Origin of the sequence: Gorillibacterium timonense (assembly GCF_001457415.1) — a bacterium.
Lineage (GTDB): Bacteria > Bacillota > Bacilli > Paenibacillales > NBRC-103111 > Gorillibacterium > Gorillibacterium timonense.
This window is the reverse complement of sequence record NZ_LN881722.1, coordinates 566186-589436: the sequence shown is the minus strand read 5'-3', so window position 1 is coordinate 589436 and position 23251 is coordinate 566186. Positions and strand designations below refer to the sequence as shown.

Below are 23251 nucleotides of genomic sequence, written 5' to 3'. Positions count from 1 at the left end.
CATCAGGCCATCGTCTCACGCCCTAGTGCGGCTGCAGATCAGCTTAGACCATAAGCTTATCGGCGGCATCCATCTGCGGTCGGCCTACAAGCTGACTCCCTCACTCCGCCTGATCCGCAGGCTTGCGCATGGTCAGGCTGACGCGGCCCTTTTTCTCGTCCACGGACAGCACCCAGACCGTCACCGTATCGCCGACCGAAACGACATCCATCGGATGCTTGACGAACCGGTTGCTGAGCTGAGAAATATGGACGAGGCCGTCATTCTTGATGCCGATGTCAACAAATGCGCCGAAATCAATGACGTTGCGCACCGTTCCGGTCAGCTCCATGCCGGGACGCAGGTCGGTCAGCTTCAGCACATCCGTGCGGAAGATCGGCGGCGGCAGCTCCTCGCGCGGGTCGCGCCCGGGTCGGAGCAGGCTCTCCACGATGTCGCGCAGGGTGGGCACGCCGACCTCAAGCTTCGGCGCCAGCTCCTCCGGCTTTACCGCCGCGAGAGCTTCCCGCATGCGCGGGGTCCCGATATCCGTCCGGGCCAGCCCGAGCACGGCGAGGAGCCGCTCGACCACGGGGTAGGATTCGGGATGGATTGGCGTCCCGTCAAGCGGATCAACGCCGCCCGCGATGCGCAGGAAGCCCGCGCACTGCTCGTACGCCTTCGCTCCGAGGCGGGGAACCTTCTGGAGCTGCTTGCGGCTCGTGAACTTGCCGCCTTCCTCGCGGTGCTTGACGATGTTCTTCGCGAGCGTCGCATTGATGCCCGCCACGTAGCCAAGAAGCGAGGGCGAGGCGGTGTTGACGTCGACGCCCACATGGTTAACCGCCGATTCGACTACCCCGCCAAGGCTTTCCTCCAGCCGCTTCTGCGTGACGTCATGCTGATATTGGCCGACGCCGATCGCCTTCGGGTCGATCTTCACCAGCTCGGCCAGCGGGTCCTGCATGCGGCGGGCGATGGAGATCGCGCTGCGCTCCGCGACGTCGAGATCGGGAAACTCCTCCTGCGCCAGCTTGGAGGCCGAATAGACGCTGGCCCCCGCCTCGCTCACGATGATATAGGGCAGACCGGCACCCGATTCCTTCAGCAGATCCGCGACGAACTGCTCCGTCTCGCGGGAGGCTGTCCCGTTGCCGATGACGATCAGCTCGATCCGGTATTCGCGGATTAATCCCGCGATGCGGGCGCGAGCCTCCGCGATCCGATTGTGAGGCGGCGTGGGATAGATGACGTCTACGACCAGCATCTTGCCCGTCTCGTCCACCACGGCCAGCTTGCAGCCGGTCCGGTACGCAGGGTCCAGTCCCAGCACCACCTTGCCCCTCACGGGAGGCTGCAGCAGCAGATTACGCAGGTTCTCGGAGAAAATCTTGATCGCCTGCTCTTCCCCCTGCTCCGTCAGAAGCCCGCGAACCTCCCGTTCAATCGCCGGAGCGATCAGACGCTTATAGGCATCCTCCACCGCCAATCGCAAAACGGCTTTCACAACGGATTCTCCGTGAATGAACTGGCGGGCGATGTAATCGTGAATTTTGTCCGGGGCTACGTCCAGGTTGACCTTCAGCACGTCCTCCCGCTCCCCGCGATTGATGGCAAGAGTCCGGTGCGGGGGAAGCCGCTTGAGCGGCTCGCTATAGGCGTAGTACATCTCATAAACCGATTCCTGATCCTTGTTTTTGGCGGCAGTGACCAGCACTCCGTTATCCTGCGTATAGCGTCGAACCCAGGCACGGATCTTGGCATCGTCGGCTATCTGCTCGGCGATGATATCCAGCGCTCCTTGAATGGCATCCTCCACCGCCGGAACGCCACCTTCCGCTCCCGTGACGTACTTCGCCGCCTCCTCCTCGAGCGAACCCCGGCGCGGTTCGCGCAGAATCCATTCCGCCAGCGGTTCGAGCCCCCGTTCCTTGGCGACGCTGGCGCGGGTTTTGCGCTTTTGCCGGTAAGGGCGGTACAAATCCTCCACCTCTTGCAGCTTCGCAGCCTGCCGGATGGAAGCTGCCAATTCCTCCGTTAGCTTCCCCTGCTCGCCGATGAGGCGCAGCACCTCGTGCTTGCGCTCCTGCAGGCCGCGCAGGTAGCCGAGACGCTCTTCAATGGAGCGCAGCTCGTTCTCGTCGAGCTCGCCGGTCATTTCCTTGCGGTACCGAGCGATAAAGGGAATCGTGTTCCCATCGTCCAGCAAATCCACGGCCGCCCGTACCTTCGTTCCCGGAAGCCCAAGCTCCGCCGCAAGCTGCTTCAGCATGCGCTCGCGCGCCAGCTTCGGGTCTTCCTCGGCCGCGTGGAATTCAGCTTCCCCCACGACCGGTTGAGCCGTCAGCTCCCCTTTATCCTGCTTCAATCGATCCGCCATCGTTCGGGTTTCACCTCGGTTATGTAATGACAGGGAATGAATCCCTGACAAAAGAACCCCACAAAGCAGAGCTGCGGCCTCCAAGCCTAGGCCGGATCCTTTGCGGGGCTCCTATATCTTTCTCATGAAATCAAAAACGAGGGCTTCCCCTCGTCTTTCTTGCATCTGCATTCGCATAGCAGAAACCGCTTAAAAATCGATGAGCCCCAGGCTCACCTGCAAGGCATCATCCACCCGCTTCATCATCTCATCGTCCAGGTGGGTGATCTTATCCGTCAGCCGCTGCTTGTCGATGGTGCGGATCTGCTCCAGCAGCACGACCGAATCCCGGTCGAAGCCGTGGGCCGCCGCTTCCACCTCCACATGCGTAGGCAGCTTGGCCTTTTGAATCTGCGCCGTGATGGCCGCGATGATGACGGTCGGGCTAAACCGGTTGCCGATGTCGTTCTGAATTACCAACACCGGGCGCAGTCCGCCTTGCTCCGACCCGACGACCGGGGACAGTTCGGCAAAGAACACATCGCCACGTTTGACTATCAACGCTTACACCCCGCTAACCAAACGGTCCACAGTGCTGCCTGCGGCTTCCTCGGCTTGAAACGACTCCGCCGCGATCCCGAGGTTGATTTTGGCCATCTCCATATAGCCCCGTTGCATGGATTCGCGCAAAAACCGTTTTTTCCGCTCCAGGAGATAGAGCTTCATCGCTTGACGGATAAATTCGCTGCGGTTGGAATTCTCCATCTCCACGATTCCGTCCACCTCTTGAAGCAGATTGTCGGGCAAGCTGATCATGATTCTCTTCGTGGTCATGTTCGACACAGGCTTCGCACCCCCAAAGACTTTACAAACCAACGTATTCTTCCCATCCATGGTAGCATTTCCCGAAATACAAAGGCAAATCCGTACAAGGATGGTGATAGCATTCCATCTATCAAGTATGTTATACCGGATTGCAGCTCCGTGCAAGTATCCATACCATTTTCCCTGCCATATCCTTGTCATACTCCAACGATCTTCCATTTATTCGCAAAAATAACGGTCAACCCCACCGCAGATCATGCGAAAAAGGTTGACCGGAATCCAAATGGACGTCCAAGAGGCGACTTCTTGCTATACTTCACCGTTTGACTTGCTATACTCTGCGCTCCCTGACTTGATTCGTCGCTGCAGCTACTCGCACTACGCCGAGCTGTTCCCATTCTCCGCCGTCAGTTCGGCATACTCTGCTATGCGATCTCTTATTCTTCGCTGCCTGCCGCCGACGTTAAGGTCATCTATTCCTGCGTGTGCTGCTCGTGCCGCAGATGATTGAGGATGTGAACGACGCGGCCGTTTCGGATGTAGATCCGCGGAACGCGGTGGGAGATCATGCAGGTGATTTCGTAGTTGATGGTCCCGAGCTTTGCGGCAATTTCTTCCGCCGACAGCGTCTCCGCTCCTTGGCTGCCGAGCAGTACCACCTCGTCCCCCGCCTCCGCTCCGTCCACGCCGGTCACCTCGGCCATGCACTGGTCCATGCAGATCGTGCCGACGATGGGCACACGAGTCCCTCGCACGAGCGCTTCTGCTTTGCCGGTCAGCATCCGCGAATAGCCGTCGGCATACCCGATCGGAAGGGTGGCAATGACTTCTCCGTCCTTCTGGGTGTGATACCGATGCCCGTAGCTGATGCCCGCTCCGGCCTCCACCTTTTTCAAATGCACGATCTCCGCCTTAATGCTCATCACCGGGCGAAGCTCGATATTCTCTTTGATTACTTCCTCGGAAGGGTATAACCCGTACATGCCAATCCCCAGGCGCACCATGTTATAAGTAAGCTCGGGAGTATCGATGGCAGCCGCCGTGTTCCCGGCGTGAATATAGGGGAAGGAAATGCCTTTGGTCGCAAAAGCATCCACAACCGCCTTAAAGCGTTCGTATTGGCTGAGGGTCACCGTTTTGTCCGTCTCATCCGCGCAGGCATAATGAGTGAACAGCCCCTCCACTCGAACTCCGGGCAGCGCTAGGGCCCGCTCAATATAGGAGACAGCTTCTTCGGTCCGCTGCAGGCCAAGGCGACCCATGCCGGTGTCGATTTTTACATGAATGGACAGCTCCGGAGCATCAGCCGGACGACGAGCCAGCGCCTCCAGTACTTCCTCGCTGAATGCCGTCAGCGTGATGCCCTGGCTTGCCGCCAGCTCAATCCCCTTCACCGGGGTATGTCCAAGCACCAGAATCGGCGCATCAATGCCCGCTTGCCTCAGTTCAAGGGCTTCATCCAGAAAAGCCACCGCAAGATAGCTGACGCCATGCTCCAGTGCTTCCTGAGCGACTTGCACAGCTCCGTGTCCATAGGCATCCGCTTTGATCACCGCCATGAGCTCGATTCTCTCTGGCAGGAAGCTGCGGAATGCTTCGATGTTGTGGCGCAGTGCATCCAAGGAAATTTCAACCCGAGTCGACCGATAAAACGAATCCACAAAGTCCACCTTCTTCTGAATTATGCAAAAACCATACGGTATTGCCGGAACGAATAGGAAAAAGACAGATACCCGATGCTAATCGTCCGTACATGGAGAAATAGCGGCCGGTTCACGGCCGCTACTTCTACCATGTTATACGGATCAGGAAGCTGTGTCAAACCCCGGATCATCCGGTTTTACCGCATGGAAGCAGGGAATTCTCGGCGGGGTAGGCTTCTGTTCCCGGAACCTTATTTTTCGCTTTCTCCCTGCAGGCTTTGCGCCACGGTCACCATCATCGAGACAGGAAGATCGGCACTCGAGAGCCGGTACAGCCGGCCATTGTTGGTCCACGTCAGCGTTCTCTTGTCTTCACCGGTAAACGTCCCGATCGTAAAGCCAAGATCGATACTCGTTCCAGGCAGCAGCATGACCTCCTGCGCCTTCGGCTCCGATTCAAGCAGAGTAAAGTTGTAGGTCCCGGTATAGCGGAGCAGAACCGCCTGATCCTCGCCCAGCTTCAGATCGTCCGCACCAGCGAACGCCACACCCTCCGGCAGCAGTGGCTGGTAGACCTCGATCCCCGTCTCACCGACGACAAGGTTTCCGGCTCCATCCGTATTTGTCCCCGCCGTCTTGTCTGCAGCTTTGTCCGTAGCCTTGTCTGCCGTCGCCGACTTGTCGCCGGCTTTGCTCGCATCCTTATCCGCCGTCGCCGACTTATCGCCGGCTTTATTCGCATCTGCGGCATCTGAGCCGTCGGATACCGGCTGGCCGCTCACAGCTTGGCTTCCATCGGCACCTTCCGCCTGCTTACCGTTCTTGGCTTCATCCGTCTTGCCATTTTTCACTGCGTTAGCGTTGGCCGCTTGCTCGACGGTGTCCGGCTGCTGCTTCAAGCTATCCAACAGCGCGGCCGGATCATCGAGCTGCGTCTGAGAAGGGTCTGCTTTCTCCGCGCCGTTCTTCAGGTTGAGGGTCGTGTCGAAGGAGTTATTGGTGAATTTCTCTCCGAAGGAGAAGGCCGTGAAGTCGACGGTCACCAGCGTCGTATCATTCGTATCCCGAACCTCTACGCGTTTCGGACTGTAATCCTTTTTGCTCAACCAGATCTTCTGCCGCGTGAGCGTCGTATTTGCATAATTGGCGGCAACGTCGAAGATCAGGTTATCCCCTTCCGTGGTGAACTTGCGGTCCTTGTCCGTCACGATGCTGCTCACGAGAGATTGATAGAGGTAATACTGCCCTTGATTGTCCGGCCAATCGCTCTGGAAGCGGAAGCTCTTGTTCAGATGCGGCGTCAGAACGAAGACACCGTCATCATTCCGCAGCACGATCTGGGTGATGTCCTGCTTCTGATTGGTCAGCGCGATCCGGTAAAAATGCGGGTTTTGAAACCATACATCCAACTGATACTCCTGCGGCTGCTGCCCGTTTTGCAGCACCATCCGACCGCTCGTCTTGTAGCTGTCCAGCTTGCCCAGCTTCTGCTTCAGATCGTTCACGACCGACCCCGCATCCTTTTTCCCGCCGCAACCGCCAAGCGCAACTGCCAGGCACAAGACGACGAGCGCCGTCATCCACCTTATCCGCCGCATTCCCATCCATCCTCTCTTCGCATAGGCTTAATCAACTGATACCATGTCTATGAGAGAACTTGACCCATTATGCAGACGGGCTGCGGCTTGGACGATATTCCTTATCTAGGGAGGATAACGGTCATTCAGCTGAGACGTAGCTGCCCTCGGACCAACTAACCAGAGGAATTTGGGGAACTCATACCGCTGCAGCAAAAAATCAGCCGTGTGTCGAGCAATGGGCTACGATCCTGGAACCGTTCCATACTAGCAAAAAACAGCCTTACGCTTAGCATTAAGCCGTGATCCCGGAACAGCATATGACATCTAAAAACAGCATTATGCCAGGGCATTTAGCCGTGATCCCGGAATCGCTCAAAGACAGCAAAAAACGGCTTTAGCCGGGCACTTGTATCATGACCCCGGACAAAGCCGCTTCAGCTAGTGTAAGGCAGTTTTTTTGCTATCCAATCATTCCCGCAAACTGCTTTCTTTCATCCTATTGCTCCATCCGACGCACATCCACCGCTACGTCGAGCTCTCCCTTCACCCCGCAGTAGACGCCTTTTACCGGCACGATATCCTGATAGTCTCGCCCGTGTCCCAGCTTCACGTACCGCCAGTTCACTTCCGTGTTGTTGGTCGGATCGAAGCCAAGCCATCCCGTACCAGGGATGTGAACTTCGACCCACGCATGCGAAGCCTGCTCGAAGTCCGCATTGCCCCCCTGTAGATCTCCTACAAAATGATACCCGCTCACATACCGCGTCGGAACGCCGAGAGAACGACAGACGGCGATCATCAGATGGGCATAATCCTGACACACCCCGCGCTTCAGCCGAAGGGTGCGGCGAACGGTCGTGTGGACGCTCGTCGCTTCCGGATCATAGGTAAATTCCTCGTAGATAGTGGAAGACAGACGATTCGCCCAACTGTGCAGATCGCTCGCTTCCTCCAGCGGATGCTGGGCAGCGAAGGCATACAGCTCTTCGGTAATCTCGGTATATCGGGTCGGCAGGAGATACTCGCAATACCGATCGCGGAAAGCCTCATTCTGCAAAAGCTGAAGCTGCTCCGCATGAGGCACAGACGGCAGGCCCACCCCCTGCGGCTTATCCACGGTGACGACGGTCGCCCGGGTCTGGATGACCATCTCCTTATGCGGACGGTTGACGGTAAAAGCATGAACCCGATTGCCGAAATAATCCTCGTAGGTCATCAAGTCGGCGGCGGGCGTCACCTTCACTTCATGGTGGAAACAGGACTGCCGATAGTTGGTGCGCGGAGTCAGACGGATTTCGTTGACGCTGTCCGTCACCGCTTCCGGATAGGTATAGCGGGTCGTATGGCTGATCTCAATCTTCATCCAACCGCCCCCTCTACTCCAAAAAAGCCTTCCTCCATCATTTTACCAAGCCTCAAGCAAGCATTCCCGAGAAAATCCAACAGCTCTCCGTACCGCCCATTCTCCAAGGGCTCCTCTTCAAGAAAGTCCAGCTCTGCTCGGATTTTGCCCGCGTAACGGATCGCTTTTTCCTGACCGCAGCCTTTAATCGGCGCCTCCTGCACGAGTCGGGTCAGATGGTCCTCCAAGCGGTGAAACGAATAGCGGACGGAGCGCGGGAAGGCGTTTTGGGTCATCAGAAAAGCAAAGATCGCCGGCACCCTCATTTCGTCCGCATAATAGCGGCGGAAAGCCTGATAGCCGCTGACCGATTTTAAAATGCCCTGAAGCACGGGATAAGCGGAGCGGCTGTCCTCCTCACGAATTCCCTCCAGAACGCCATCCAATGACCGCAAAATCCGCACCGTATTTTCCGCCCGTTCCAGGAAGCGTCCGCATTTGATAAGCCGCCACTCTTCTTCCCGGAGCATAACGGATTCCTCCGTTCCAAGGAAGATCGCCGACCAATCCTTCACTTGCCGAAAAAATTGATGAGGACCCGCCATGATATCGGCGATCGTCTGTTCGCCGAGCCAAAGGTCGAACCCGTTAAGAGCATCCCATAGCTCGCTCGGAAGCTTCTGCCTGAGCTGCCGCAGGTTCCCCCGGGCCTGATGGACGCAGGAGGATATGGAATGGGCATGATCGCGGTCAAGGGTGATGAATTCGAGCACTCCCGCTTCCGTCAAACTCTCATAACGTGCGGCATATGCGTCCTGCACGCCGAGAGAGGACAGCAGCCTGACCCACTTGCGTCCTTCCTCCTGAAATTCGCCTTCGGTTTGGATATGATAATGGACATCAATCAACCGCGCATGGTTTTCCGCCCTTTCCACGTAACGGCCGATCCAGAACAAAGCTTCCGCATTTCGACTCATCATAATCCGCCACTCCTCTCTTTCAGGATAGGACACGGCACATGCCGTACCCGGCTTTTGTTCTTTATTCCGTAGATCCCGATTTCATGCATGCATGGATGGAATAGATTGTGGCATTATTACCCGAGCACCCAAGTATCCTTAACTCCGCCGCCCTGGGAAGAATTCACCACGAGCGTTCCTTCCTTCATCGCGACACGGGTCAACCCTCCCGGAATGACCTGCGGCTTGCCGTCGGCTCCTGTCAAAACAAACGCCCGTAGGTCGATATGCCGCGGCGACATCTGTCCGTCCACCAGCACGGGACTTCGGGAGAGCCGCATGACGGGCTGAGCGATATAATCGTCTGGGCGGCACAGAAGCTTCACCCGGAACGCCTCGATCTCCTCCTCCGTCGCCTCTGGACCGATCAACATCCCATAGCCCCCGGACAGTGATGTTTCTTTCACGACCATCTCATGAAGGTGATCGAGCACATAATCGCGCTCCTCCGGCCGGGACAGCAGGTACGTGTTGACGTTGTGGAGGATCGGTTCCTCATTCAGGTAATAGCGGATCATCTGTGGGACAAATATATACATCGCCTTGTCGTCGGCAACCCCAGTGCCGGGGGCGTTCGCAAGCGCGATATTGCCTGCCCGGTAAGCATTCATAATGCCGGCCACCCCCAGAATGGAATCAGGGCGGAACGAAAGCGGATCAAGAAAATCGTCGTCGATTCGTCGGTACAGCACATCCACCTGCTGATAGCCTTTCATCTGCCGAATGTAGATACGATGACCCCGAGCGACGAGATCCTGCCCCTCTACGAGGTGCAGCCCCATCTGCTGGGCCAGAAAAACATGCTCGTAATACGCCGAATTGTGCACTCCCGGAGTAAGCAGGGCAACAACCGGTTCGGAAGCCCGAGACGGGCTAAGACTGCGGAGAGTGGAGAGAAAAGAGTTCAAGCTGTGCTCAATGTCCCGAATGCGGCTTGAGAAAGCGAGCTCGGGAAACAGTTGATTCATCAAGGAACGGCTCTTGAACAGGTACGAGAAGCCGGAGGGACAGCGCAGATTATCCTCCAATACATAATAGTGACCATCCTTGTGCCGGATGAGGTCAATCCCGGCTACCGAGATATACGTCTGTCCGGGCACCTGAAGATTGGCCATCTCCGGGCGAAAATAGCGGTTCGCCATGATCATCCGCCGCGGAATGATGCCGTCTTTGACAATGTTCTGTTCGTGGTAAAGATCGTGGACGAATCGGTTCAGCGCTCGGACACGCTGGCCGAGGCCCGCTTCAAGCACGTTCCATTCCTCGCCAGGAATAATGCGCGGGATCACATCGAATGGAATCGTCCGTTCCCGCTCGCGCCCCGCATCTGGCGTATTGAGCGTGAAGGTGATGCCTTCTTCTACCATGCGCCTTTCCACAAGCTTTTGCCTGGCCCGCAGATCCTCCGGTTGAAACCGGCTGAACAGCCGGTGTACCTGCTCGTAGTGGGCCCGTGGGGTCGCTTCTTCCGCATACATCTCGTCATAATCGCCCTTACACGGATAAACCGTCCGGACCTGGTCCGGCTTCACTTCCGACATATGCGACGCCCCTCTCGTGATCATTGTCAAGTTTTATCACTTTATCTGACATGAATGTCGATAAGTCAAGATAAAACCCTGCTATTTTCCCGTAATCATCACCAGTGTTAGGAATGAACTTCAGGATTATTATCATCATCATACTCAAACTAACCTCATGTGTAAATATAGATGACAAATAAGCAACGTATTGTAACTTTCATTTACGGAAAAGAGTCTCATTGGACAGCAAAAGAACCCATACAAAGAAAAGACGGCGCCTTCCCCCTCCGGGTATCGGTGCCGTCTGTGCATTTTAAGACTTGCCTTCATTTTGCGTTTCGCTTGATGTACGATCTTTTCGCTTCGACTTAGTGTTGAATGCTTGATGGTTGTACTCTGTTCACAAGATGCTCGCTAGATCCTATACTCTTGCTGCTTGCTAGAACCTGTCTTTATTAGCTTGCTTTATCAAGCCGATCATCTGCCTATTCTCGCATCAGCTTGATGCTCTGCCAGCTCGATTACCATCGATTCATCAGTCCGCCGCTTGTTACCATACTCACCTGTTGCCTATACAAGTACGCTGTCAACTCAAAAACCGTGGTTATCGCACCACTTCTCATACCGATTGATGCCGCTTCGTATCCACACGATTAAGGTTAACAGCGTACAAGCAGCAGCCGTTTCTCAGCATATGGGTCCGCTAGCCGCCCATCCTCGCTATTAAATACCATCGTTTCACGTTGTTCTAGGTCGTAAGCTTCCCAGTCAGCCAGCTTCTCCGATTCGCTTGTGGCAAACCGAATCCAGGCGCGCTGCATCCGCTCTGCGAGACCCTGCACAGCCGCATTAATCGAACTGCCCATCGCTTCGAGGAAGAACAGGTTGCGGAAAACAAAGGCGATCTCGAGCGCATGAACCGACTTGCTGATCAGCGGATGCGGGTGTCCCGGCAAACACCAGTCGAACCGGTACATCCATACCTTCGAATGAGGCAGTTGAGCTTCGGCAAGCCGGATCGCCGGGCCCCAGAAGATGAGGTCTGTGACGAGCTCCGCTTGTCCATCATTTGAAACCTCATAGGCCTCAGACAACTCCTGCGGCCGATTGAATCCAAACTGCTGCAGCAGGGCCACCGTCTCTTCTCTTTTCAGCACAGGAGCTCCCTGGCGAATAAAATACGCTCCCTCGTCCCGGTTCGTCCCGATGAGAAGCTCCACCCCTGCGGCACTTCCACGCCTGACAGCTTCTACTGGATCAAGCGGAAGGGTATCACCGTCCAGCACCGGCTGGAATAGCATAGGCGAGAGCCCGCCCTTATTCAACTTTGCCTTCAACCGTTCGCCGGCGTCCAAAATCTCATCCGCCGTGAACGTCCCCAGCCAAGCCGCCAGCTCGCCCTGGGCGGGCATGCCACTGCTAGCCGCACCGAGCTCTGCCAGAAAGGCTTGCGCTACCTTCGTCGCATCCTTAGGCGGCATCACTTGCGCGGCTCCGCTCTGCAGAATGGCCCGCCGAAAGAGTCCTGTAGCGGAAGGCATCGCCAGGAGAGCCGCGATCGACATCGCCCCGGCCGATTCTCCGAAGATTGTCACCCGTTCCGGGTCTCCGCCAAATCCGGCGATGTTCTCACGCACCCAGCGGAGTGCCGCCACCTGATCCAACAGACCGAGGTTGCTGCCTAGTCCTGCGCCAAACGGAGACAAATGAAGAAAGCCGAACGGCCCGAGTCGGTAGTTCACCGTAACCAGCACCACTTCTCCGCCGTTCACAAAGGAAGTTCCATCATAGAGGGACAAGCTCCCCGCCCCAGACACGAAGGCTCCGCCATGGAACCATACCATCACCGGCTTCCGTTCGCCTGGTCCCGAAATCTTCTCGGCATCAACGGCTCGATTTGTACATCCGGCTTCTTCACGATCATCCGTTTTCCCAGCCGATCGAGCGTCCTCAGCCGCTTCAGCCCTCTCTCCCGGTGCCCAGATGTTCAAATAGAGGCAATCCTCCGAGCGTACATCCCCACTCGCCTGCGAGCTCATGCGGCTCGTATCCTTCACGACCGGCTGCATCGCGATCGGGCCCGCGTCCACCGCTTCCTTCACGCCTTCCCAGCTCTTCGGCTCCTGCGGAGCACGAAACCGCAAGTCGCCTACCGGCGGCTCTGCGAACGGAATCCCCCGCCAGACGCGGACTCCGTCTTTTACGGTTCCCCGAACATACCCGTATCGAGTCTTCACTTGGGTCTTTTCCATCCTGAATCCTCCCGTTCCCTATGTATACCCTAAATTCTTATATCCTTCTCTTATTCAAAGATACCAAACTTATCAGACCAGATCAAAATAGCTCTGCCCGCGTCACAACTGGTCAACGGGAAGCAAAAAGCCCTTCTTCGGGTATCCGGAGAAGAGCTTCCATCCAAGTTCAGAACATGTGGCTGGCCACCGTCACGCTACGTCACACCGAGAACCTCATACGGTTCGAAGAAGCCTCTTGTTACCTGAACCACTTCCATACGCCAGCCAACAGCAGCAGCCAAAAGGCTGCTCCCAACAAAATCCCATACACAATCCCTCGGCCCGCTGCCTGGGGATCCCGGTTGTCCTCATCCATGCTGCAGCCCTCCTTGCCCTTCGGATTCATGCTGTTCTCGTATCAGTTTATCCAGGATTGCCGAAGGAAAGACCTCTGTCAGACAGGCTTTTTCCGGTTAGTACGCATTTTTGTTGACGAGCCCCTTCCAAAGCGTCTGCACAATGATACGCAGGTCGAACAGGAAGGACCAATTCTCTAAATAATAGATGTCATAAGAGATCCGATCAGGAATCGAAGTGTCACCACGGAGACCGTTGCTCTGCGCCCAGCCGGTCATTCCCGGACGAACGTGGTGCTTAACCATGTATTTCGGAACCTCTTCCTTAAACTGCTCCACAAAATGTGGGCGCTCCGGCCGAGGCCCGACTACGCTCATATGACCAAACAGAACGTTGAAAAACTGCGGCAGCTCATCCAGACTGGTTCGGCGCAAAAATGAGCCAAAGCCTGTGCGTCTGGGGTCATTTTCCACAGTCCACTGTTGATCCGCCGTCTTCTGCTCCGACACCCGCATCGAACGGAATTTGTACATGGGGAATGTTCGACGGTTGAACCCGACCCGTTCCTGCTTGAAGATAACCGGCCCCGATGAAGTCAGCTTGATGCCGATGGCGATGGCCAGCATCACCGGTGACGTGATTAAGATCGCAACCACCGAGAACAACAGATCGAAAACACGCTTCAAAATCCGGTTGTTCAAGTTATCGAGAGGAATATCGCGCACATTAATCAACGGAATCCCGGCAAAATTATCGAAGCTAGGACGTGCGGGAAGATAATTGAAAAAGTCCGGAATGATCATCGTCCGCACGCCGGCCTTCTCGCACACATTGATGAGGGTTCCGTACTTAGCGTAGGCATTGAGAGGTAACGCAATGACAACCTCATCGATCGGATAACGTTCCAGCATAGCTTCAAGCTCAGTTGTCTTGCCAAGAATCGACTTATAGTCCGCATAAGGCGCCTCATGCTCCGTCACGAAATCATCCAAAAAGCCGACAACCTCAAATCCTAATTCCGGCTGCTGCTGCAAATTCTTATAAAAGCGCCTGCCAAGCGATCCGGCTCCGAGAATGAGGACAAACTGTTTATTGAACCCATTGCGCCGCATCCGTCGCAAAAAATGCTTCACCCACAATCGGTACAGACAAGTACCGAAGATATTGAGCGTGATGAAGATAGCAAGAAATTCGCGGGAGATGTCTACCTCTTTAGCGAGGAATAGAAAGCTTAGCAGAACCAGAAAGGCAACCGCGTGGATCTGAACGATTTTCCAGGTTTCATAGGCAAACGTCTTCTTCCTCTTGGGGGTATAGAAGTGAAGAAAGAAACCAAGCATGATCACGATCCCGGAATAGATAATCACCCACTGATAATATCGACTAAGGGGAAGATGACCATGCCCCTCAGCCCAGGGCGATACAAATTTCATCCACCAAGCGGCGAAGAAGAACATTTGAATGACCAGAAAATCGCACAGAGCATACAGCTGTGACATGAGACTTTGATTTCTCCGGATCATCCTAACTCCCTCCCATCCGCTTCAATTGATTACGGGCAAGCGCCAATCCCAGCTTCAAGCCGATCCCAGCATAGACCGCCAGATTCGTAAACGGCGAATACTTCGCCGCATAATGCTTTCGATGAAAGAGGTACATCGCGCGGTGAAACTCATAGACGATCTTGAACGGCTTGCGTCGGCTGCTGGCTCCTTTGTAGTGCGTGATCTGAACGAGTGGATGATACCAAATCTCCCAGCCAGCCTCTTTGATCCGATAGCACCAATCGATGTCTTCCCCGTACATAAAAAAAGTCTCATCCAAGCCGCCCACCTGCTCCACCGCTTCCCGGCGGACGAGCATGAACGCGCCTACCAGACAATCGATTGGTTGCGAGACATCCGGGTCCAGGTGGCCAAGCTGATAGCCGTTAAACCTCGGCTTGTTCGGGAAGAGCCTGGAGAATCCAAACGCGTAGTAGAAGGACGCCGAGGGAGTCGGAAAGCCCCGCTTACACGCTTTATCGAGTCGGCCGTCCGGTAGGACAATCTTGCAGCCACTTGCTCCGACCTCCGTATTCTCATCCATGAAGCGGAGCATGACATCCATCGTATCCAGGTTTACAATCGTGTCGGAGTTCAGTAGCAATATGTATCGTCCCTGCGCAGCTTCCATCCCCTGATTGTTCGCCCGGGCATACCCGACATTCTCGTCGTTAGCGACTCTCACCACTTCAGGATAACGTTCAGCAACCTCGTCCAGCAATCCATCTCCGGATGCATTATCGACCAGAATGATCTCATATCGATAGGCGGTATCAGACCGATATACGGACTCGATCGCATCTAGCGTGAGCTGTCGCGTCTTGTAGTTCACTATGATTATACTAACATCGACTCTACCTGCATTCACTTGTCATCACCTGTAAAAAACTTGTAATGCTAGTATAGCATATGATGAAAGATTTATTGAAAAAAAGAATAGACCTCGTCCATAGACTTCCGAGCTTTATGCCTTATTGTTCGCCTTTGCTGTGCCAATACCGAACGTACCTTCCAAACGTGATAATAGGAAGATAACAAGTCTCTTTCCTTCAGGAGCAGATACCCAAGCTGCCCAATCTCAAACGGTAAGATAAACGGAAGGTGAAGCATAAGCTTCGATAAGCGATCATTCTTCCAGATCATGCGGAAACGATTCTCGAAAGAATACCTACGGATGAACAGCGGTCTCTCGCTGCGCCCTCCCTTTTTCCATCCCCGCTCATGCGAAGCGGTAGCTCCTGGAATGAAAAATGCCTTCCATCCGGCCCATTGAGCTCTCCAGGCTACATCCACATCTTCTTTGTAAGCAAAGAAAGCTTCATCGAAGAACTCCCCGTTAAGTGAAATGGCTTCGATCATCTGCCGCGAATAGAGAGCTGCCGCCCCTGAAACGCCAAAGACTTCCTTCTCGGTCAGATAACCCGATACCGCTTCTCCCTGTCCTCGATCGAAGGCACGGCGGGAGCGAGTAATAACAAGCCCCGCACTATCCACAATGCCGAGCTCCAATTTTGACAGGAGCAAGCCTGTGAGACTTCCAGCATTGGGATGCCTTTCTGCAGCCGTCATCAACTCTTGCAAATAATCCGGATGCAGAGTGACATCCGGATTGAGGACAAGCTGATAATCGCTGGTTGATAAGCGAATAGCCTGATTATGCGCGGCGGCAAAACCGAAATTTCGGTCGTTGGAGATAACGGTTAGTTGAGGTAGGTGAGCACGCTTGACCATATCCAAGGTATCATCATCGGATGCATTGTCGACGACAATAACTTTCTCGACAGGATAACTCTGAAGAACTACTGCCTTCAAGCAAGCTGTAATATCTTTTTCACTATTGTAGGTCACAATATGTACACTAACGGTTTTCATTCTCCGTTACCGCCATTCATCCAGAATTGCTAAAGAAGTCTCCTCGCAAGCATCTATTCCTTCAAATCAACCAAAAATGCTCGCAATCCCTCACGCCAAGGCCGCAAATCTATTAAACCGTTGGTTCGAATGGACAAGTGCTCCATTACCGAGTTGCGCGGGCGCGGAGCAGGTCGAGGAAACTGCTCGGTCGTACACGGTTCCAGCTTTGCTGAGAATTCCAAGCCCAAAATATCCTTAGCCTCCGCAAAAATCGCTTCCGTAAATTCGTACCAGGTGCAGGTTTCCGTATTGGACGCATGATAAATACCATATTTCTCGGTTACCATCAATTCCAAAAGAAAAGCTGCCAAGTCGGCTGTATAAGTCGGAGATCCTGTCTGATCATGGACGACCTGAAGCAACGGCTTTTCCTGACCGAGCTTGAGCATCGTTTTCACGAAGTTATTGCCGTATTTGCCGTATACCCAGGAAGTGCGAACAATGAAATATTTTGTCGACAGGCTCTGAACCATTACCTCGCCGGCTCTTTTGGATTTACCGTAAATGCTTTGGGGATCCGTATTATCAAATTCATGGTACGGGCGATCACTTTGACCATTAAAGACATAGTCAGTGCTGATATAGATTAATTTCGCCCCGGCTTTTTCCGCTGCCAACGCCACATTCCGAGAACCTACTGCATTGATCGCATAAGCCGCATCGATATCGGTCTCCGCGGCATCGACTGCTGTATGCGCCGCACAATGGATGACAATGGCAGGCTTGAAATCGTCGATTACCGTCCCGCATTGATCCAAGTCTGTGATGTCCATCTCCTGCCGATCGCAAGCCAGCACTTCGTGCCCCTTGTTCTCCAGCAAAAGGACCATGTCTCGTCCAAGCTGTCCGGCTGCTCCCGTCACCAATACTTTTTCAGCCATCACAAAGCATCCCCCAAGCGGCTCCCATATTGCTTCTCGGCATACTTCTGATATTCGCCGGATTGAATTCGCATCCACCAGTCCTTGTTATCCAAGTACCAACGGATTGTTTCATGAATGCCGGTTTCGAAGGTATGCTTGGGCTTCCAACCTAACTCAGTCATGATCTTGGTGGGATCGATACCATAACGGCGGTCATGGCCCGGACGATCCTGCACATACGTGATCAAGGATTCCGGCTTACCGAGTTCCTTCAAGATCGTCTTGACGATGTGCATATTCGTTCGTTCGTTGTTTCCTCCGATGTTGTACACTTCGCCTAAGACCCCTTTGTGAATGACCAAGTCAATGGCGCTACAATGGTCCTCCACATATAGCCAGTCGCGAATATTCAAACCATCCCCATAAACGGGAAGGGCTCCGTCGGACAAGGCCCGGGAGATCATTAACGGGATGAGCTTTTCAGGAAATTGATAGGGTCCATAGTTGTTGGAGCAGCGAGTAATGTTGACCGGAAGGCCGAAGGTTTCATGATAAGCTCGAACCAACAAGTCGCCTCCCGCCTTGCTGGCTGAATATGGACTATTAGGGGCAAGCGGAGTTTCTTCGGTGAAGAGCCCCAAAGGACCCAGACTACCGTATACCTCATCCGTAGAAACTTGAACGTATTTCGTAACCTTATGCTTCTTAGCTGCATCAAGCAGTACTTGGGTTCCGAGAACATTCGTCTTCACGAACACATCCGGCTCCAGAATGCTGCGATCAACATGTGATTCCGCGGCAAAATTGACGACTACATCCACACCTTGCCCAATCAGCTTGTCCATAGCTTGCGCATCAGTGATATCTGCGTGTACGAAGGTGTAGTTCGGATAGTCTTCAATTGATTTCAAGTTTTCGAGATTTCCCGCATACGTCAGCGCATCTACGTTGACGATCTGATAGTCGGGATGTTGTTCGAGCATATAAAGCACAAAGTTGCTGCCAATAAATCCGGCTCCGCCGGTAATAAGGAGTTTCATAGAGGCCACCTTTACCCTGGTATTCTTACCATATATTATCGCTTACTCAGCCATGATGGTTAATCGCTATAACCCATTCCAGTTTGCAAATGATTACATCGTTTGTACATGTTTTTGTTTATTAGAACTGGGATTAGGATTGAACTTATTTAATGATAATTTAAATAAGATCTTTAACAATAGTATATTACCTTTCCATGGACTTATTTTTGTTGGGACTTTTCCTTTGGGATAGACTCTTGTAACAGGGATCTCTATCACTCTATACCCCAATCTTTTACTCCTAACTGATAAATAAGCCAAAAGTTCATACGTGTTAAAGATATCTCGAAAAGGGTTTACCCTAGGGTCTATAAGGAATTGCCGAGAATGAGCCCTGAACCCGTTGGTTGTGTCCGTATAACGAAAACCGGCGATAAATGAGATTACCGGAGCATGAATTAACTTTATTGCCAACTTTCTTGAGAATGGAGTATTAATTTCAATGCCACCTGGGACGTATCGGGATCCTTGTACAAAGTCATATCCCTCATTAAGTTTTCCGATAAAGTCGGGTATGGTTTCAACGCCATCCTTATTGTTACCATCTACCGTAATAATTCCTTCATATCCCTGTTCAATAGCATAAGCAAAGCCCATGCGTAACTGAGCGCTTAATTTTCCGGTATCCATCTTAACGAGAAGTGTTTTAACACCTACTTCATTAAGGAAGGGGATAGATAGAGAGCCGTCAGTACTTCCCCCATCAAGAATAATAATGTCAACAACATTGCTATATGAGGACATCTTTTTTAGTTGCTTTTGAATTTTATCTCCTTCATTAATTACTGGCACACAAACGCAATATTTTTTTCTATCGTTGTTATTTATCTCAGTAACGGTATAGTTGGGAACCTGCCAACTCTCTTTGTCCAATTAGTTATGTCATCCTTTCTACATAAAATAAGTTTCTTTTACAAAATCAACAGCTGTCATGACACTTTCTTCGTCGGACGACAATACACCGCTCTTCATTTCAATTGAGATAAAGTTCATATAATTCATCATTCTTAAAGCATGAGCAATAACTTTATGATGTTCAGCTGAGTCGCTGCCTACCAAGCCCAGGTAAGGTTGACTAACATGAAAATGAGCTAAATAAGGCATGCTTTTCTCGATGGAGTGAAAGTAATCTTCCTCATTTAGCCTCATTGCTGCAGCATCCAAATGCAATCTGAAACCAGGGTGATTGACCCTTCTAACAAATTCAATACCCTCCTCAGTGTTTGTAATAAAATCGCATCCATATTGTACGGGGTTAGGCTCAATACAAAACAACACATTATGTTCTAATGCCGTTTCACCCAACTCATAAAAAAAGGGTTCTGCGATCTCCAATCTTTGTGCGACACTTAAACTGCCTGCTAGTCTGTTTTTTGGCGACCCAAAAACCATAGCTTTTGTTCCCAAATCCCCTGCTAGCTTAATCATTTTTTTAAGGTACTGCAATAATTGAGCGCGCTTATTTTCATTTCCGAACATTATTAATTCGGGTTGACCGAATAATAACGACTGCATTGCAACTGGTTCAAAACCACTCTTCTTCCAAAACATTTTATACTCTTCAACTTCCGCCGTTGTACAGTTAACAGGTGAAGCCCATTTTTTTGTTGGCGCCAATTCTATGTTTTGTACTTCCCGATTTCGTAACAGTTCCAGAATTTGCTCCTCATCTTCCGATTGCCAGGCTATATTCGAGATGGAAAGCTTCAAAGTGTAGCCCTCTCTTTCTCAATATAGGCTTGAATTTCCGATAGAATCTGCTCTTTGTCCTTGAAATAATTACCTCTGGAACCGTTATTGAAAAAATGGCTGTATTTACTTCTCATATCATAATAAACAGGGAGTGATTCAGTTGTGTTCTCAAAAGATTCATTCATGGCCTTATCTGCTATTTCTTTAGCACTTACCGGCTCAACAACAAAGTTTACTAGAGAAAGATTAAGGTCTAAGGCCTTCATAATATCATTCCAAAGAAATTCCATATTGTAAAATTGAAAATTGCTATCTCGATGGGTCAAATGCAAGCAATTAGTATGAATGAGATCATAAATAAAATTCTTTTTAAGCCCTTCCCCAAACAACCCTGGCAATCTGACTATGAGATAATTTGGGAAATTGTCCTCCACAAACTGCTCCAAATAGTATCTATGCCTTCCATATGGCGATACTTCATCCGGATTGATCGGTGTATCTTCATTTACATCAATGGGTGTTTTGTAAACATCCACAGTTGATACGAGTACAAATTTTGTTGCCGTTATTGTCTTTAAATTCTCCATAATCGTACGAATATTGAGCAAATCCTCTTCGGGATTTTGATTAGCTTTCCATTTAACAGCGGGAGCAGCAGCGCAAACTACCAGATCATAGTGCTTTTCTCTGATATCATCCGCATTTTTTGTATTATACAGATCATCAAATGTAGTATTTCTCAACAAAGTAGATCCAACAAAACCGGTATATCCAATCAAACATGTCGTCACTCTTCCATCTCCCCCCATTTAAACGGATACATTATCACTTTTTCTATCAGCAATATGAGTTACTTGATCCTTACTTTTTTCAACAAGTTGTAGATGGCTTCTCTTTTCCTTAAACATTTCTACTGAACTAGTACTATAGAACGGACGATTCTGGATCTCAGTAAGGATTCTAGATATATATTCGCCTATTACACCAAATATAAAAAAGAGCCCGGCAAATCCAAATGAAATAAGAATCATAAGCGTCGTCCAACCTTCTACAACTGATTGGTTAAAAAAGTAATTGTAGAGTGCGTAAATTCCCATAAGAATCGAAATTCCAAAGAAGGCAAAAGTAAGATAATGTGCTGCCCTTAGACCGGCACTTGAAAATGAAACCAATGCATCAATGGCAAGAGAGATATTTTCGCCATTCAACTTCTTCTTTTGTGGTTTGGAGGTTGAATGGTAAGTAATAAGATATTTAGAATAGCCCGTCAATTCGTATAAGGCCTTACGATAACGAACTTTTTCTTTTAGATTTAACATTGAATTAAGTGCTCTTCTGGTTACAAGTCTAATACTTTCTGTTTGAAGAGATAATTTCATATACGAGAGATTGTTTAATATTTTATAGAATAACTTAGATTTCCAACTAGTAGAACCAGATGTTGCAGCTACTATATCGTATCCCCTTTTTGTGGCTGTCTGAAAAAGCTCATATAAAAGTTCAACAGGGTAATCAAGTGATGCATTTTCGACTTCAAACACAAAATCCCCCATGGATTTGTTTAATCCCGCCATCATAGCATGTTCTATACCATGTTTTCTAGAAAGATTAATAATGGTAACATCACCATTAACTTTCTTTATAGCCTCCCTAGCATTTTCTAACGTCCTATCCTGACTGAAATCATTGACAAGAATAATCTCATAGCTTTTGAAATTTTGATCAAATTGATCATCAATCGTCATCAAGATTTCCCGAACTGTCGATTCGTTGTTGTGTGCATAAATAACAACAGAGACAAAAACTTGTTCCTTCATAGAACTTCCTCCAAATCATAAATTGTATTAAATTTACCCGAGAATACAGAAATAAAGGAAGGGGAATTAGAAAACTGCTTAATGACGGTTGGTCTGGAGTCATCTAGTTCGGATGAACTAATTAATGCTTTAACAGCAAACAGAGAGCCTTCATAGGATATAGAAATCTCAGGGGTAAGGTACTTCTTCGCTAATTGGTGCATTCTGTACCAAGCTGTCTCAGGCTTAACAGGACAATGATTGCAATTTTGCAATTGGTCCTTCGAACAATTCTCTTGATAGCTTTGACATTCAAATTGTGGAAGTGAATTGAAGGATGATTCGTGTGGTGTATGCCCAACGGATGTCAAGGAATGGTAACCTCCCAATCCAAATGGCATTAAAGAAAAAAATGGCCCGTCCATTACGGTTATGCCAACATCTTTTATATTTGATGAAACCTTCGTCATGATTACTTCACATATCTCATACTTAGTGGTAAATAGATCATATTCGAATTTCTTCAAAACTTGATTTACGCTTGCATACGTAGCATTTAATATGTTGGGGGTACTTATAATATCGCCATCTTTAAAATATAGGGTAAACAATTCTTCTTTGATGCTCCGTTCCAGGTATTTCTGATAGTAAATTGTTACATTCTTATATTTCCTAAGTTCCTCTACATACCAGTCACGTATAATATTAGCGTCATAACTGTACTCAACAGTCTCAAATGTTGCTTCCACCAAGCCGCTGTTAAAATAAGGCTTGCTGCTAACCTCATAAGCAGGAATATTCACATAGTCACAAAAGTTTAAAAACTGTTCCGCATTTGTCAGAGAATCATTCGCGGATATTGCATAGATTTTCTTGAAACGATTATTAATTGAGAATGCAAAGTCTTTTGAAAATCTCTCATAATAGCTTGCAGATTTAGCCGCTGTTGAAACACTGCGAGGATAATGATAGCCATTATGTACCCGCGCCTGGTTTATATAACTGGCCCTTTGAAGTGGTTTATCGTCATATTCGATGACAGCTACTTTTTGACCTTTTTTTCCAAGCAAATGTGCTGCATATAACCCGTAAATGCCTGCACCAAATATTACATAGTCATACTGCAAGACATTAGCCCCCAATTTATCGAAAGATAAAAAATATACCCACCAATACAAAACAAACTCCAGCAACTTTACCAGTAGTAAATGGCTCATGGAAAATAACTAATGAAACCAACAATAAGCCAATGATTGTTAAACCTTGAGCACCAATCGATAGTCTACCCAATTCTCCCTTAGAGAGGGCAAGTAGATATACGAAAAAACTCAAACCATAGATCGTTGCGCCTAACCAAATGAAGGGAGATGATACAATAACCGAAAAACTCTTTATATCAATCCCTTTTAATTCTACCATATTTAATCCATGTTTTAAGACTACCTGAGCACATATGTTAAATAAAACTGAGATTATCATAAAAATCACTGACATTTAGG

General features: G+C 50.5%; 20 protein-coding genes. All 20 read right to left on the bottom strand.

Translation table 11 applies throughout. The features are described 5' to 3' along the window. Positions 1-100: 100 nt before the first annotated feature. The 20 genes from BN2684_RS07135 to BN2684_RS07040 all read right to left on the bottom strand — a co-directional run bounded on the left by BN2684_RS07135 (position 101) and on the right by BN2684_RS07040 (position 23246). Positions 101-2359: a Tex family protein gene (locus tag BN2684_RS07135; RefSeq protein ID WP_082651810.1), complete on the bottom strand. Its 2259-nt coding sequence runs from the start codon at positions 2357-2359 to the stop codon at positions 101-103. A 189-nt stretch (positions 2360-2548) separates the two neighbouring features. Then, complete coding sequence (locus tag BN2684_RS07130; protein WP_058301458.1) at positions 2549-2899, bottom strand: type II toxin-antitoxin system PemK/MazF family toxin; 351 nt, start codon at positions 2897-2899, stop codon at positions 2549-2551. A gap of 3 nt (positions 2900-2902) precedes the next feature. Then, positions 2903-3172 (bottom strand): CopG family ribbon-helix-helix protein, encoded by a 270-nt coding sequence (locus tag BN2684_RS07125; protein WP_058301608.1) that lies wholly within the window; start codon positions 3170-3172, stop codon positions 2903-2905. A gap of 464 nt (positions 3173-3636) precedes the next feature. Continuing rightward, positions 3637-4824, bottom strand: a complete 1188-nt coding sequence (gene alr / locus BN2684_RS07120) for an alanine racemase (protein ID WP_058301457.1) — start codon at positions 4822-4824, stop codon at positions 3637-3639. Positions 4825-5057: 233 nt separating this feature from the next. Beyond that, positions 5058-6404 carry an outer membrane lipoprotein carrier protein LolA gene (locus BN2684_RS07115; RefSeq protein WP_082651832.1) on the bottom strand — a complete coding sequence of 449 codons (1347 nt, stop codon included), beginning with the start codon at positions 6402-6404 and terminating at the stop codon, positions 5058-5060. 478 nt (positions 6405-6882) lie between these two features. After that, positions 6883-7749, bottom strand: a complete 867-nt coding sequence (locus tag BN2684_RS07110) for a transglutaminase family protein (RefSeq protein ID WP_058301455.1) — start codon at positions 7747-7749, stop codon at positions 6883-6885. Then, positions 7746-8708 (bottom strand): alpha-E domain-containing protein, encoded by a 963-nt coding sequence (locus BN2684_RS07105; protein WP_058301454.1) that lies wholly within the window; start codon positions 8706-8708, stop codon positions 7746-7748. The genes BN2684_RS07110 and BN2684_RS07105 overlap by 4 nt, the downstream gene beginning before the upstream one ends. A gap of 116 nt (positions 8709-8824) precedes the next feature. Then, a complete protein-coding gene (locus tag BN2684_RS07100) occupies positions 8825-10288 on the bottom strand; it encodes a circularly permuted type 2 ATP-grasp protein (protein ID WP_058301453.1) in 1464 nt (487 codons plus the stop codon). 641 nt (positions 10289-10929) lie between these two features. After that, on the bottom strand, positions 10930-12522 hold the full coding sequence (locus BN2684_RS07095; RefSeq protein WP_058301452.1) for a carboxylesterase/lipase family protein: 1593 nt from the start codon (positions 12520-12522) through the stop codon (positions 10930-10932). A 455-nt stretch (positions 12523-12977) separates the two neighbouring features. Beyond that, the gene (locus tag BN2684_RS07090; protein WP_058301451.1) at positions 12978-14384 is read right to left on the bottom strand and encodes an undecaprenyl-phosphate glucose phosphotransferase; all 1407 of its coding nucleotides are present in this window, start codon (positions 14382-14384) and stop codon (positions 12978-12980) included. 1 nt (position 14385) lies between these two features. After that, positions 14386-15273 (bottom strand): glycosyltransferase family 2 protein, encoded by an 888-nt coding sequence (locus tag BN2684_RS07085; protein WP_058301450.1) that lies wholly within the window; start codon positions 15271-15273, stop codon positions 14386-14388. Between the two features lie 53 nt (positions 15274-15326). Continuing rightward, positions 15327-16277 carry a glycosyltransferase family 2 protein gene (locus tag BN2684_RS07080; RefSeq protein WP_058301449.1) on the bottom strand — a complete coding sequence of 317 codons (951 nt, stop codon included), beginning with the start codon at positions 16275-16277 and terminating at the stop codon, positions 15327-15329. Between the two features lie 53 nt (positions 16278-16330). Further along, positions 16331-17200, bottom strand: coding sequence for a dTDP-4-dehydrorhamnose reductase (gene rfbD / locus BN2684_RS07075; RefSeq protein WP_058301448.1), 870 nt, complete (start codon positions 17198-17200; stop codon positions 16331-16333). Beyond that, positions 17200-18222, bottom strand: coding sequence for a dTDP-glucose 4,6-dehydratase (gene rfbB, locus BN2684_RS07070; RefSeq protein WP_058301447.1), 1023 nt, complete (start codon positions 18220-18222; stop codon positions 17200-17202). The genes rfbD and rfbB overlap by 1 nt, the downstream gene beginning before the upstream one ends. Positions 18223-18315: 93 nt before the next feature. Beyond that, positions 18316-19137 carry a glycosyltransferase family 2 protein gene (locus tag BN2684_RS07065; RefSeq protein ID WP_058301446.1) on the bottom strand — a complete coding sequence of 274 codons (822 nt, stop codon included), beginning with the start codon at positions 19135-19137 and terminating at the stop codon, positions 18316-18318. An 18-nt stretch (positions 19138-19155) separates the two neighbouring features. After that, positions 19156-19974: a sugar phosphate isomerase/epimerase family protein gene (locus BN2684_RS07060; protein WP_058301445.1), complete on the bottom strand. Its 819-nt coding sequence runs from the start codon at positions 19972-19974 to the stop codon at positions 19156-19158. Then, the gene (locus tag BN2684_RS07055; RefSeq protein ID WP_108722169.1) at positions 19971-20747 is read right to left on the bottom strand and encodes an NAD-dependent epimerase/dehydratase family protein; all 777 of its coding nucleotides are present in this window, start codon (positions 20745-20747) and stop codon (positions 19971-19973) included. Before BN2684_RS07055 ends, BN2684_RS07060 begins: the two co-directional genes overlap by 4 nt. Before the next feature lie 18 nt (positions 20748-20765). After that, the gene (locus BN2684_RS07050) at positions 20766-21773 is read right to left on the bottom strand and encodes a glycosyltransferase (RefSeq protein ID WP_058301443.1); all 1008 of its coding nucleotides are present in this window, start codon (positions 21771-21773) and stop codon (positions 20766-20768) included. Next, complete coding sequence (locus BN2684_RS07045; RefSeq protein ID WP_058301442.1) at positions 21770-22879, bottom strand: FAD-dependent oxidoreductase; 1110 nt, start codon at positions 22877-22879, stop codon at positions 21770-21772. Before BN2684_RS07045 ends, BN2684_RS07050 begins: the two co-directional genes overlap by 4 nt. 16 nt (positions 22880-22895) lie before the next feature. After that, positions 22896-23246: a DMT family transporter gene (locus BN2684_RS07040; protein ID WP_058301441.1), complete on the bottom strand. Its 351-nt coding sequence runs from the start codon at positions 23244-23246 to the stop codon at positions 22896-22898. Positions 23247-23251 lie beyond the last annotated feature (5 nt).